This window comes from Acetobacter sp. ESL1128, from assembly GCF_058505085.1.
On record NZ_CP196370.1, the window covers coordinates 59,336 to 71,782 of the forward strand.

Consider the following 12,447-nt stretch of genomic DNA (forward strand, 5'->3'; position numbering starts at 1 on the left):
ACAGTCATTTTTGAAGTTATTGGCCATTTAAGGTAAATCGTAATGACTTTTCCCAGCTGCCCTTGCATCTATTTGCAGTAAAATGGTATCTATCGCGATATATACTATCTTGGGAGGTACGCCATGTCAGAGACTGCCAAAATTTTCATGACCGGTCGCAGCCAGGCGGTTCGCCTTCCCGCTGCCTATCGGTTCAATACGGCCGAAGTCAGCATCCGGCGTGATCCACAAACGGGAGATGTCATCCTCTCAGCCCGACCCACAGATTGGAACGAGGCATTCTCGGCTATCCGGCATAGCCGGGGCGCAGAGTTGTTTCCGGCAGGCCGGGAGCAGGATGAACAGAAACGTGATCCTTTTTCCGGATTTGAATCGTGACTCTGTGGATGTTCGATACCAACACGGTCAGCGACATAGTGCGGGGAGACGAGATCGTTCTGCAGCATGTTGAGCGCCTTGATCCCCGCCAGTGTTGTGTGTCATCTGTGACCGCTGGGGAAGTTGCTTACGGGCTGGCCCGGCGCCCTGACGCTACGCGCCTGCACCGTTTGACCCAGATCGTTATGGACCGTCTGGAAGTGTTACCTTGGGACTCAGAAACTGCACACCGTTATGGCCGGTTACGCGCCAGTCAGGAACGGCAGGGCCTGTCTCTGGGCGCACTTGATATGATGATCGCAGCTCACGCCCTGACCTGTAGCCTGACACTGATTACCAGTGATCAGGCTTTTACAGCCGTCAGGGGATTGGATGTGCGGAATTTCCGTGGCTCGTAACGAGCGGCAGCGTTCTACGGTCATGGCAGACGAGCAAAGGGGCGGTTTTGCCACAAGGCGAGCGACTGGATATCCGTCTTCAGGTGCTCGGAAAGAAGCCGCTCCGGCTCTGGGCGATATAGCCGCTGTACTGACGCGGACAGTCCTACGATGTGGTCAGCTCGACCAGCAGATATACAGGCATCCTCTGCGTGACGTGATCTTGTTCCGATCATGTCTGGAGGCTGCCCGTAATTGTGCGGCCGTCGATGGTTATCTGGTCGATCCGTGGCATCTGGCTGCCGTTCTTGAAGGGTTGCGTCCCCGGATCCGGGGACAGGATGTGTTTGAACGGGGTACCGAAATTGATGCCGCCCGTGTGGCATTCACGCAGTATCAGTGGCTGGCAAGACCCACAGGACTGCAAAAAAAGGCTATTACGCAGGCACGGGCAGTGGCCAAACCTCTAACGCAAAGCCTGGGGCCATTTCTGGGAAGTGCATTGGCGTTCCGACAATGGATAGAAGCCGGAGAGAGCCGCGCACCGTTTCGGGGCGCCCTGATGGAGGTCTGGCGTGAAGATGGCGTGTTACGCACACCCCTTCCGCTCACGGGAGCTGCAGCCTTTCGGTCAGGAACATCCTGGGATGTCCGGACCTGGGTTCCGTGCTGGTTGCAGGCCTTAGAAGACGAAGCTGACGCCATTCGTATCATGACCCGAACGCTTGAGGCCTCGTGGCGCGCTGCCCGTCTTCAGGCGGGAGGTCAGAGACGCACCTCCCGCGCACGCGCCGCGATCGATGTTATTGCGGCCCACCCTGTGATTTCGGCGACAACGCTTGCTACACGGCTTTCGATGTCGATCAAGGCGGCCTGCCAGTTACTTGAACGCTTTTTGAAGAAGGGGTTGATTGTGGAAGTCACCCATCGGTCCGCACGGCGGTTGTTTGCGCTGCAGGATATGGCGCCTCTACGGGAAACTGTGCAGCCACGAGCACAAGTGGTGCCAGGACGAAAGCGTGGCAGGCCTCCTGCGAGTGCTGCTGAAGACGATATGAATGTCGCGGATACAGAGTCGGTGCAGGATTTCAGTCCCCTTGAACGGTGGGTACCCGATTACTCCGAACTTGAGGCCGCAATGGCTATGATTGACCGTCTGATGGAGAAAACCTGTCTGTGAATGGCACGGCACAAGTCGATGACGGTAACTGATGCCGTAATCTGTGACGGCACCCGCCTTTGCTTCCGTCGGAATACGCCAGTGCCTTGCGGAACACTTCAAAATTCACAGTCCGGGGAAACGCTTCGAGCTGATCACTGAGCCCGCTCAGCCGGGCAAGCCGCTCTTCAACGTCAAAAAATCCCGCCTGCTTCATATCGCCATTCCCTCAATCAACACAGAAGAAATAGAATCATATAGAAGACCCCAAAATCAGGGGGTTTTTCGAACCCTCCACTTCTATGGCAGAAGCTCAAATCGACCCTATTAAAAAGGAATCATGGAAATAAAAGTGGAATAAACTAATTAATTCTTTTTCATAAGGCGTGAGTAATAAGTTGGCAATCTTCCTATAAAAGGAAGATTGCCCGACTTTTAGTTAAACAAAATCATTATGTACTGGTAAAACATTTCGAACCTCCTCTAGTTTCAACGAATTTTATATATTAACTACAATCGTGGATTGCAAATAAAAAACCAACTAATGAAAATTATGCCCAAAAAAGCTACTAAATGAAGAAAATTTCCAGTTGGTTTTTTGTCCTGTCAGTTAGGTGATTCAGGTTTGTCAGTTAGGTCTGCCAGCTCACAATCACTGCTAGTAGTGGTGATGTCACGTTAAGTTTTTTAGTTTGAGTGTGGTTGGTTTTGAGTGGATTTCAGGCTGCGAGAATGGTCGCGGGCTTCCACTGAGCGAAAGCTTGGAGACGATGAATGTGTCGTGTGAGGGCGTTGGCGTCAGTGGCGGGTGGAACGAAGAGATTACGGACGGCAGGCTGGCCCCTGATACCGCGATGGTGCCATTGGCCCCGATACGACCATTCGTATTATCAATCTGCTCCCCACTCTTCAGGTTTATGCCCTGCGTGCCGTAAATCAGCCCCGTGTTCACGGCAGAACCAGTCAGAGTTGCATTGGCCTGTTCGGCCGCTACCAATCTGCCTGTATTGAGAAGAGACGCGGCGGTCATCCGGAAATGGAAGACAACAGATGCCGCCGCCCAGTGATGGCGCGCGATTGAGAGAGGGGCTTCTGGATAAAGCCAATACGGCCTCAAGCGTCTGGGCTGATACAGCGTATCGCTCAAAAGCCAATGAAGACTTCATGGAAAAGCAGGGCTTTGTCTCAAAGGTTCACAGGAAGAAGCCGCATCTCAAACCCATGCCACTCCATATCCAGCGGTCCAATGCAGGAAAGTCCGTGATCCGATCCCGCGTCGAGCATGTCTTTGCTGACCAGAAATCGCAAATGGGTCTGTTCGTCCGAACTGTCGGTATCACCCGGGCCACCATGAGGATCGGTCTGGCCAATATCGTCCACAACATGCGCCGCTTCCTCTTCCTCGAAAGATTGAACGCGAGCGCGTAGTCATTCAGCAGGGGATAACACTCGATCTGCTCAAAACGCAGATCGAAAACGAACCCAAAAGTAGTCAATCAAATCGCCAAAAACCTGAAATCACCAGCCACGCGTATCAATCAAGGGTTCTTCGATCCCTCCATCTTCTGGCTATGAGTCCTGAGCCTAAAAACCTGAAATCAGGCGTAAGAGAAGTCAATCAATGGTTTTTCGAACCCTCCAGTTTCTGAAGCCCACTCCCGGAAAGCCCTGCATGCAGGGCTTTCCGGCCTACCGCGTCAGGCTACGGCACACGCCATGTCATACTGGCGGCAAGCTTCAACATAGGAGGCAGAGACATGGGCGAACTTTCGAGCCTGCCACTGATGATAATCGCGCACAAGTCGGGCTGATATCCAACTTTTCTTGCCTGTTTTACCGAAATCATTTTCTGCCTCGACTTTTTTCAGAAGCCGCGCGACATTCCCACGCGAAACGCCATAACGCTGCGCCATGGCGCTGGCACTGTCGAGGGCAATCTCTATCCGTTCCATGCTGCCTGCGGGCGATGCTGTTACAGACTGGGTCATTTCATTTAAGACAGAAATGCCCACCGTCGTGCTGACAAGTTGCGCAATGGACTGCGGTGGCGCGCTCAAAAAAGTATCCCGCAGCATTAGATTGGCAAAAATCGGGTGCATGTGATTAAGGATTTCCGGCGTGGTGCGTGTAACCTCACTCCTTCCCGCTCCGTCAATCTGGTCAAGCGCCTGCAGGTTAACGCTGAGATAAACATGAAACATCTGCTCAGAAAAAGCGCTCATCTGATAGGCGCGCACCCGGCCATCCTGACTGGGAATGGCTTCGATATAGCCAAAATTCTGAATTTCTTTGAGGTAACTTGTCACCGTATTCCGGCTGACCATACTGCTATCTTCCACCAAATCATACAGGTTGGTTGCGGTCAGCGCGGGAGCAGAAGGATCAACCCGCCGCTGAAAATGTAACAAAAGGGCTGCATGTGTTAAAAACCATCGCCTTACATCGGCCACGTAACGCACTTCACGCGGCATCTGCTTGTGAATACTCAGTAATGCCTGATTACAGAACGCTAGACATTTCATGAACTGCGGCAACGTAGCGAGCGCCTTAGCCTCATAAACTGGTATATTGCCTGTCATACCTACCTCTGCATTTACCTTCCCATACTATGACACAAACAGTTGTCTGCCGCCCCGAACATCGTGTTTGTCGCATTTTTGAGGATATCACAAAATCAACCTTGATACGATATAAAAACCAATTAATAATGTGGGAAATTTCATGCCATGGGCTATAATAAAAGAAAATATTTTTGAATATATACAGACTGTAAAATAAAAATCATTATTTTTAACATGTAATATCCAATTGTATATTTTTATTTATGGTTTTTATTGCTCAGAACTCACCCACTTCACTCTGAAGAGGCCCTCTTCCACATCCAGCTCCACAGAACTGAAGACTGACTGATGACCCTGACAACACGCATGCTTCTTCTTGGCGTAACCGCCCTTATCCCCGGCTTTGCCTGGGGGCAGGCCCTGCCCACAGGCGGTACCTATGTAGCCGGTTCGGGCAGTATCAATACGACAGGAGCCACCACCACAATCGACCAGTCCTCCGCGCGCGGGGTAATCAACTGGCAGGGCTTCTCCATCGGTGCGGGCGGTTCGGTCCAGTTCAACAACGGCAGTGGCGCTACCCTTAACCGGGTCACAGGTGAGCAACTTTCTTCCCTGCAGGGACATCTGGGCGCTACCGGCACGGTCTTTCTCATCAACCCCAATGGGATTGTGGTCGGGCCCGGTGGTACGGTGGTGACAGGCGGCAGCTTTGTCTCCTCCACGCGTGATAATCACGGCGGGGAGTGTAAGCGGCACACTCTCGCGTGATCCTTCGAGCGCCAATCATCCGCTGACGAACAGCTTTGATGCGCAGAAGATGCAGAACGACCTGCAGATCCAGCAGGTCGGATCACAGGTCGTAGGTGAAGTCGGTGGGGTTATTTCCGATGCGCTGAATCATGCCGGGATTTCCGGTTTTGGTACAACAGATGCCGGCAATGCCTGGGGGCGCATTGGGCTGGAAACCGCAGGGAGCGCTCTGGTCGCTGGGTTGTCTGGTGGGAATATCGGAGCAACGGCTGCCGGTATGGCGGCGGGAGATGCGGCTGCAATAGCAACGCGTGAGTGGGCAGGCTCAGTCGCACAAGCCATCACGACTGATGGAAATGCCCAGCGTGTGATTGAGAACATGCTGAGTAATGCGATAGGGGCCAGCGCTGGAACTGCGGGGGGAGCCGCTGCGGGTGGTTCTGGGCACACCATGCTCAATGCATTGACCGGTGCTGGCTATGCGTCAGCCATACAGCAGTTCAACCAGGCAAACGAAAATGATGAAAAAGAAGCGAATAAGGGGCCTCGCAATACGAGAGAGGCTCTGGACTGGGTGTTAGGCCCCAGTCCAAGAGAAATCACGGAAGAATTCAGAGAACAGACTTACGATACTGATGCACATGAACTGGCAAGACTGGATCCATCTAACCCCGAACTACAAACATTAACAGATCCCAATCAGCCGCGGGTTATTAGTGACAATGACGTTTCAAGGATGGAGAATGCGCTTTTAGAGGCTCGTGAAGTCAACCTACTGTTGACGACACCAGAGGGAAGAAAAGAGCTTCTGGCAAAAACGCCAACGGGCGCAGAAAACCTGACCGAAGCCGCAAAAAAAGTTGTTGAACAAGAACAACTTAAAGGAATTGATAATTCATCAAGACTTCTACCTGAGGAGAATAAAAATGCACCTAAAATACAAAAACCTAATGGCATTCCGAATAATTGGATAGAAAAGCCCACAAGAAAAGGAGGGGGGGGTCGTTACACGAACCCAGAGAACCCCAATGATTTCGTAAGAGTGATGCCAGGGAATTCGGAAAGTCCTTTCCCTGCACAAAGAGGGCCATATGTTATACGATCAAGCAACGGACAGATTGTTAACGCGAATGGAGATGCTGTCTTAGGCAGTGACCCAGATGCTCATATTCCACTTTCACAGTTTGGATTTAAATGATGGACCATGAAGATCACAAAGTATTGAAGTTGTTTGAATTATTTTCTGATATTGAATTTCAGAAAAATAGCTGGTTTGGTTTTAATCATTCAGCGTCTTCTCCAGACGAGCTATGTAATAATATTGATGACATAAATTTGATAACATGGGTAAATAAAAACGAATCAATTCATCCATTATTATGTAAGTATATAAAAATATTTATTAAAAACGTAGAAGAACTTCCTGATACTCAGGAACCATTTTCAGCATTTTCTTCCAAAGAATGGATATCTTTGCGACTAAAGGCGTCAATTATTTTGGAGTTTATGAGACGCATTTTTAAATAGATAAGAATCCGTGTTGATTTTCACCGAGAACTGACCCGGGAAGGGTATAAATTTCCACTGAAAATTGACTCATGCCTGGAGGGATCGAAGAACCCTTGATTGATACGCGTGGCTGGTGATTTCAGGTTTTTGGCGATTTGATTGACTACTTTTGGGTTCGTTTTCGATCTGCGTTTTGAGCAGATCGAGTGCTGCCCCCCGCTGGATTGCTATGCATTCGCGCTGATCCGCTTCAGGAAGAGGAAGCGGCGCATATTATAGACGATATTGGCGAGCCCGATCCTCATGGTTGTCAACGGCGGAGTAAAAGTAGGCCATTAGGCGGCGCAAAAGTAGGCCGTCTGGTGCCGCATTCGGGGAGCGTCGGGAGGGCGTAGCCCGACCAGAGTTCCCCGAATGCGGCGTCGGCGTTCTTATGGGGTGGCGTCGGCGGCTTTTCGTGCCCGGCTTTGGGCGAGGCGATAGCTGTCGCCATTTACCTCGAGGATGCTGACGTGGTGGGTCAGACGGTCGAGGAGTGCGCCTGTGAGGCGCTCGGACCCGAAGGTTTCGGTCCATTCATCGAAGGGCAGATTGCTGGTGATCAGGGTGGAGCCTCGCTCGTAACGCTGCGAGATCAGCTCAAACAGCAACTCTGCCCCGGTCTTTGACAGCGGCACGAAGCCTAACTCGTCGATGATGAGCAGCTTGTAGCCGGCCATCTGTTTCTGGAAACGTAGCAGACGACGTTCATCGCGGGCCTCCATCATCTCGCTGACGAGCGCAGCCGCCGTGGTGAAGCCGACGGACAATCCCTTCTGGCAGGCTGCCAGGCCGAGACCGATCGCGACATGGGTCTTGCCCGTGCCGCTGGGGCCGAGCGCGATGACGTTCTCGCGCCTTTCGATCCACTCGCAGCGCGCCAGTTCCAGCACCAACATCTTGTTGAGCTTCGGGATGGCGGTGAAGTTGAAGCTGTCGAGGCTCTTGGCGGCCGGGAACTTCGCAGCCCTGATGCGGCGCTCGACTGTCCTGCGCTCCCGGTCGATCAGTTCCAGTTCGACCAACCGGGCAAGGTAGCGAACATGATCCACGCCCTCGACCGCGCATTGCCGGGCAAGCTTCTGATGCTCGCGCAGGAAGGTCGGCAGCTTCAGGGTCTTCAGGTGATGAGCCAGCAGGATCTCGGGAACATCGCTGCTCATGCTGGCTCCTCCTCACGATCCAGCAGGCGCATATAGGCTTTGGCCGAGGTCGTCTCCACGGTGGCTCTGGGCAAATAGGGATAAATGTCGAGGTCCAGTCTGGGCGGCCTGCGCTCGGCCCGGCACAGGACGAGGTGCTTCACGGCGTCGAAGCTGATAGCGCCCAGATGCAGAGCCTGCTTCACGGCCACATGCAGATCGGCCAGATCGAAGTTTTCCAGCAGGCGCAGCAACTGCACGTAGGCGCGTCTGCCCTGTTTGCCCATCCGTGCTTCCATGAGGCGGCGCATTGTCGGGAACGCCTCTGGTAGTTCCCAGCCTTGCAAGGGTGCCGCCTGGTCGAGCGCGTTGATCTTGTGTTCGATCAGCGGCAGGTAATGCAGTGGATCGAAGATCACCTCTTCGCGCTCATAACTGCGCGAATGACGGGCAATGATCCCCCCGCCGCAGCCGATCACCACCGCATCGACATAGCCACGGATCCAGACGTCCTGGTGGCCGAAGGCGACCGGAACGGAGTAGTCGTTGGTCTTGAAGCGCACTAGCGCCTGCGAGGAGACCCGACCGCTGGCATGGTCGCAGGCATCGAAGGGAGAGGCTGGCAGCGGCCGCATCGCCGCCAGATCGCGTTGCAGCCGGTCGCAGATCGTCTCAGTCTCGCCGCGCAGCCGGTCCCCCTGGCGCTTACGACACTGAGCCTCGAGCCACAGGTTGAACGCATCCCACGTCGTAAAGTGCGGGATCGGCACCATGAAGTTGCGCCGGGCATAGCCGACCAGTCCTTCGACGCTGCCCTTGTCATTGCCCTTGCCAGGTCGGCCATAGCGGTCCTGGACCAGGTAGTGGGACAGAAAGCCGCTGAACAGCGCTGCCCGCTTGCGTGTGCCGTCGGGCAGAATCTTCGCCACCAGGCAGCGGTCATTGTCGTAGACGATCGACTGCGGCACGGCCTCAAAGAAGGAAAACGCATGGATATGACCGTCCACCCATGCTTCGGCCACCGCCGCAGGATAGGCGCGAACATAGCAGGCGTCGCTGTGCGGCAGATCAAGCACGAAGAAGTACGCCTTCTGCTCAACGCCACCGATGACAACCACAGCCTCCCCGAAGTCCGCCTGTGCGTGCCCGGCCGGGTGCGCCAGCGGCACGAACATCTCCTGGCCGCGCCGTAACCGATCGCGCATGTAATCCTTGATGATCGTGTAGCCGCCGGTAAATCCTTGCTCGTCCCGTAGCCGATCGAACACCCGTTTGGCCGTATGGCGCTGCTTGCGCGGGACCGTCCGGTCCTCATCAAGCCACCGATCAATGACAGCGATGAACGCGTCCAGTTTCGGGCGTCGCACAGGCGCCTGCCGCCGATAGCCCAGTGGGGCCGAATACGCCATCATCTTGCGAACCGTATCGCGCGAGATGCCAAAATGCCTGGATGCCTCGCGCTGGCTCATGCCCCCATCGCAAGCCATGCGAACCTTCAGATATAATTCCACGGTGTAGATCCCTCGTCCCTCCCTGCGCCGCGCAGAAAAGGGAAAAAGTGGACGACTTTTACGCCGCCCGCAGCAGGACTATCCCGCCGCTGCCGTGGTCGACTTTTCCACCGCCGTTCTCAGGTGATCCAGACGCTCAACAATCTGTCTGATGAGCGGACGGAATATCTGATCAACGATCGCCTCTCCTTTATGCGTTTCCTTGGGCTGGGACTCTCAGATCGGGTGCCGGATGCCAAAACGGTCTGGCTGTTTCGCGAGCGTCTGACCCAGGCGGGTGCGATCGATGGGCTGTTCAACCGCTTTGATGCGACCCTGCGTAACGCCGGGTATTTGCCGATGTCAGGCCAGATCCTGGATGCCACGCTGGTAGCGGCTCCGAAGCAGCGGAACACCAATGCAGAGAAAGCCGATCTTCGGGAAGGACGTATTCCTGAAGACTGGCAGGACAAACCCGCAAAGCTGTCGCACAAGGATCGTCATGCGCGCTGGACACTGAAGTTTACGAAGGCGAAGCGGCAGGATGATGGAACCATGCCATCCAGCGATCTCGCCATCCCGTTCTCTGGCTATAAATCGCATGTTTCCATCAATCGGAAATACCGGTTCATCCGGAAATGGAAAACAATGCATGCCGCCGCCAGTGATGGCGCGCGATTGAGAGAGGGGCTTCTGGATAAAACCAATACGGCCTCAAGTGTCTGGGCCGACACGGCCTATCGCTCAAAAGCCAACGAAGACTTCATGGAAAAGCAGGGCTTTGTCTGCAAGGTTCATCGCAAAAAGCCGCATCTCAAGCCTATGCCCCGGCATATCCAGAAATCAAATGCTGGAAAGTCGGTCATCCGCTCGCGTGTCGAGCATGTCTTTGCCGATCAGAAGTCACAGACGGGGCTGTTTGTCCGGACTGTCGGTATCAGTCGAGCCACCATGAGGATCGGGCTCGCCAATATCGTCTACAATATGCGCCGCCTCCTCTTCCTCAAAAGATTGAACGCGAGCGCATAGCCATCCAGCGAGAGACAACTCCCAATCTGCTCAAAACGCAGACTGGACGCCATCGCAAAAACCGTCAATCAAATCGCCAAAACCCAGAAATTACCGGCCAAGCACATCAATCAAGGGTTCTTCGATCCCTCCAGGTAGGAAAATAAGATAAGGCTATAAAGGATATGCTTGACTACGCTAAAAGTCTCAACCCTCAATCATTTTTGAAAAAATAGGATTGTAAACGTGGAATTATATCCGTTTAATAAAATTTCTCAAATTCCTCTATATCCTGAAGGATTAGGTATTCCGCAGAAGTTTGTTGATATTACGGAAGGAATGGATCTTATAGATATTGCAAATTTGTTTGTGATGGATCGTATTCGAGGTGTCAATATTTCTAAATATAGAGGGATTATAACATATTCTTTCAACGGAAAATTACAGTTTTCCTATAATGAAAAATATATTATTGACTCTCTAGAATTTCGGTTTCCATATAATACCTTTGAAGAAAATAAGTTAACATATAAGAATATTAATATTTTTGGGGAAAATATTATGGAAATGATGATATTTTTTACTGAAAATGGAATGGAAATTAAAAAATATGATTATGGGTTTTATGTTTTACCTTTAGGTATTTCTTATTTTTCCAACGATTTTGAAGAAGGGAAAGATAGTACAGTAAATGCACTGACCATTTTTCTGAATAAGTCAACATTTCTATAGTTATTTTTAAATTATATTGTGCGTAGAGAAAAATCAGTACACCTATGAGTATAAAAGCAGCGCCACCCAGAGTGGCCTGTCTGTCTCGATTCCGGTGTGGGGTGCTGGGAGAGATGCAAGCGGGAGTGCGAGTTACACGCGGCAGAACACGACCGACCATTTCGCTGGTAATCCCCCCATTTTTAACGGGGTGCATCCGGAGAATTTACTCGATCATTTTCAGTTTCATGGCGGGAGTGATGCGGCCGATGCCCATATTTGGACGGTCGTTGTTGTAAGTCCAGAGCCATTGCGTGGCGAAGTCCTGCGCCTCCTCAATGGTTTCAATGATATATTGGTCCAGCCATTCGTGCCTGACTGTACGATTGTAGCGCTCGATATAGGCGTTCTGCTGCGGCTGTCCCGGTTGGATATGCTTTAGGATAACCCCTTGTTTCGCAGCCCATTCCAGGAGTTTCCCGCTGATATACTCGGGGCCGTTGTCGACCCTTATTGCGCCTGGCTTCCCACGCCATTCGATGATCCGGTCGAGGCTCCGGATCACGCGTTCGGCGGGCAGGGAAAAATCGACCTCGATACCAAGCCCCTCGCGGTTGAAGTCATCCAGGACATTCAGCAGCCGGAATGCTCGACCATCACCAAGACGATCAGCCATGAAATCCATCGACCAGGTCATGTTGGGTGCATCGGGCACCGCCAGTGCATCCGGTTTGTCCCGTTTCAATCGTTTGCGAGGCTTGATCCGCAGGTTCAGTTCCAGCGCGCAATAGATGCGATAGACGCGCTTGTGGTTCCATGGATAGCCCTTCACGTTGCGCAAATGCAGAAAACATAGGCCAAAACCCCAGGTCTTTCGGGCCTCGGTCAGCCCAACGAGCAGATCGGAAATCTCCTCATTCTCGTCCTTCAGCTTCGGGCTGTAGCGATAACAGGTCTCGCTGACCCCAAAGGTCCGGCAGGCCAGCGCAATGCTGACCTCGTGTCGCGCCACCGCGTTCCCGGCCATCTCGCGGCGTTGAGATGGCCACGTCATTTTTTTCCAAGAGCCTCCTTGAGCAGGTCAGCCTGCATGCTGAGGTCTGCATACATCCGCTTCAGCCGACGGTTCTCATCTTCCATGGCCTTCATCTGGCTGATCAGCGAGGCATCCATCCCACCATATTTCGCACGCCATTTGTAAAACGACGCGCTGCTCATACCGTGCGCCCGGCACAACTCGGCCACAGGCATCCCGCCTTCGGCCTCACGCAGAATCCCAAAGATCTGCGTCTCAGTATATCGACTTGTCTTCATTCGGAA

Annotated in this window: 12 protein-coding genes and 3 pseudogenes; 9 read left to right on the forward strand and 6 right to left on the reverse strand. The window is 52.8% G+C overall.

Annotated elements, in window-relative coordinates; translation table 11 throughout:
- The first annotated feature begins 123 nt into the window (after positions 1-123).
- From ACSYTG_RS13285 to ACSYTG_RS13295, 3 genes are all read left to right on the forward strand, one after another.
- Entirely contained in the window at positions 124-378 is a 255-nt protein-coding gene (locus ACSYTG_RS13285) for an antitoxin (protein WP_415421194.1), read from the forward strand.
- Positions 375-776, forward strand: a complete 402-nt coding sequence (locus ACSYTG_RS13290) for a type II toxin-antitoxin system VapC family toxin (RefSeq protein ID WP_231098548.1) — start codon at positions 375-377, stop codon at positions 774-776. The genes ACSYTG_RS13285 and ACSYTG_RS13290 overlap by 4 nt, the downstream gene beginning before the upstream one ends.
- A 196-nt stretch (positions 777-972) precedes the next feature.
- Positions 973-1,935, forward strand: a complete 963-nt coding sequence (locus ACSYTG_RS13295) for a hypothetical protein (protein ID WP_415421195.1) — start codon at positions 973-975, stop codon at positions 1,933-1,935.
- A 52-nt stretch (positions 1,936-1,987) separates the two neighbouring features.
- Here the strand turns inward: ACSYTG_RS13295 and ACSYTG_RS13300 are convergent.
- Both ACSYTG_RS13300 and ACSYTG_RS13305 read right to left on the reverse strand, forming a co-directional pair.
- Positions 1,988-2,131 (reverse strand): annotated as a pseudogene (locus ACSYTG_RS13300) (IS5/IS1182 family transposase); the annotation flags it as partial.
- A gap of 456 nt (positions 2,132-2,587) precedes the next feature.
- Positions 2,588-2,911: a hypothetical protein gene (locus tag ACSYTG_RS13305; RefSeq protein WP_373318159.1), complete on the reverse strand. Its 324-nt coding sequence runs from the start codon at positions 2,909-2,911 to the stop codon at positions 2,588-2,590.
- 15 nt (positions 2,912-2,926) lie between these two features.
- On the opposite strand from ACSYTG_RS13305, the pseudogene ACSYTG_RS13310 reads away from it, so the two are divergent.
- Positions 2,927-3,342 (forward strand): annotated as a pseudogene (locus ACSYTG_RS13310) (transposase); the annotation flags it as partial.
- 269 nt (positions 3,343-3,611) lie between these two features.
- On the opposite strand, the gene ACSYTG_RS13315 reads toward ACSYTG_RS13310, so the two are convergent.
- Complete coding sequence (locus ACSYTG_RS13315; protein ID WP_415421196.1) at positions 3,612-4,493, reverse strand: hypothetical protein; 882 nt, start codon at positions 4,491-4,493, stop codon at positions 3,612-3,614.
- 330 nt (positions 4,494-4,823) lie between these two features.
- Between ACSYTG_RS13315 and ACSYTG_RS13320 the strand changes: the two genes are divergently transcribed.
- Genes ACSYTG_RS13320 through ACSYTG_RS13330 form a run of 3 tightly spaced genes read left to right on the forward strand, consistent with a single transcriptional unit; the run spans position 4,824 to position 6,755 of the window.
- Positions 4,824-5,246 (forward strand): two-partner secretion domain-containing protein, encoded by a 423-nt coding sequence (locus tag ACSYTG_RS13320; RefSeq protein WP_415421197.1) that lies wholly within the window; start codon positions 4,824-4,826, stop codon positions 5,244-5,246.
- A 49-nt stretch (positions 5,247-5,295) separates the two neighbouring features.
- Complete coding sequence (locus tag ACSYTG_RS13325) at positions 5,296-6,426, forward strand: hypothetical protein (protein WP_415421198.1); 1,131 nt, start codon at positions 5,296-5,298, stop codon at positions 6,424-6,426.
- Positions 6,423-6,755, forward strand: a complete 333-nt coding sequence (locus ACSYTG_RS13330; protein ID WP_415421199.1) for a hypothetical protein — start codon at positions 6,423-6,425, stop codon at positions 6,753-6,755. The genes ACSYTG_RS13325 and ACSYTG_RS13330 overlap by 4 nt, the downstream gene beginning before the upstream one ends.
- A 413-nt stretch (positions 6,756-7,168) precedes the next feature.
- On the opposite strand, the gene istB is transcribed toward ACSYTG_RS13330, so the two are convergent.
- Together istB and istA are read right to left on the reverse strand one after the other, a co-directional pair.
- Positions 7,169-7,939, reverse strand: coding sequence for an IS21-like element helper ATPase IstB (istB, locus tag ACSYTG_RS13335; protein ID WP_415421200.1), 771 nt, complete (start codon positions 7,937-7,939; stop codon positions 7,169-7,171).
- The gene (istA, locus tag ACSYTG_RS13340) at positions 7,936-9,429 is read right to left on the reverse strand and encodes an IS21 family transposase (RefSeq protein WP_462897561.1); all 1,494 of its coding nucleotides are present in this window, start codon (positions 9,427-9,429) and stop codon (positions 7,936-7,938) included. Before istA ends, istB begins: the two co-directional genes overlap by 4 nt.
- Positions 9,430-9,552: 123 nt before the next feature.
- On the opposite strand from istA, the pseudogene ACSYTG_RS13345 reads away from it, so the two are divergent.
- Together ACSYTG_RS13345 and ACSYTG_RS13350 are read left to right on the forward strand one after the other, a co-directional pair.
- A pseudogene (locus ACSYTG_RS13345) lies at positions 9,553-10,437 on the forward strand (IS5 family transposase); the annotation flags it as partial.
- A gap of 225 nt (positions 10,438-10,662) precedes the next feature.
- Positions 10,663-11,148 carry a hypothetical protein gene (locus tag ACSYTG_RS13350; protein ID WP_165926628.1) on the forward strand — a complete coding sequence of 162 codons (486 nt, stop codon included), beginning with the start codon at positions 10,663-10,665 and terminating at the stop codon, positions 11,146-11,148.
- Between the two features lie 205 nt (positions 11,149-11,353).
- Here ACSYTG_RS13350 and ACSYTG_RS13355 read toward each other — a convergent pair.
- Positions 11,354-12,441 (reverse strand): IS3 family transposase gene (locus ACSYTG_RS13355; protein WP_415666186.1). Its coding sequence is split into 2 segments (ribosomal slippage): positions 11,354-12,189 and positions 12,189-12,441, totalling 1,089 coding nucleotides; the frame shifts between segments, so codons are not numbered across the junction.
- Positions 12,442-12,447: the final 6 nt, after the last annotated feature.

Excerpts from the sequence above, each read along its gene's own strand:
- ACSYTG_RS13330 (WP_415421199.1), top strand. The coding sequence starts at position 6,423 with ATGATGGACCATGAAGATCACAAAGTATTGAAGTTGTTTGAATTATTT.
- istB (WP_415421200.1), bottom strand. The coding sequence starts at position 7,939 with ATGAGCAGCGATGTTCCCGAGATCCTGCTGGCTCATCACCTGAAGACC.
- ACSYTG_RS13320 (WP_415421197.1), top strand. The coding sequence starts at position 4,824 with ATGACCCTGACAACACGCATGCTTCTTCTTGGCGTAACCGCCCTTATC.
- ACSYTG_RS13325 (WP_415421198.1), top strand. The coding sequence starts at position 5,296 with ATGCAGAACGACCTGCAGATCCAGCAGGTCGGATCACAGGTCGTAGGT.
- ACSYTG_RS13285 (WP_415421194.1), top strand. The coding sequence starts at position 124 with ATGTCAGAGACTGCCAAAATTTTCATGACCGGTCGCAGCCAGGCGGTT.
- ACSYTG_RS13315 (WP_415421196.1), bottom strand. The coding sequence starts at position 4,493 with ATGACAGGCAATATACCAGTTTATGAGGCTAAGGCGCTCGCTACGTTG.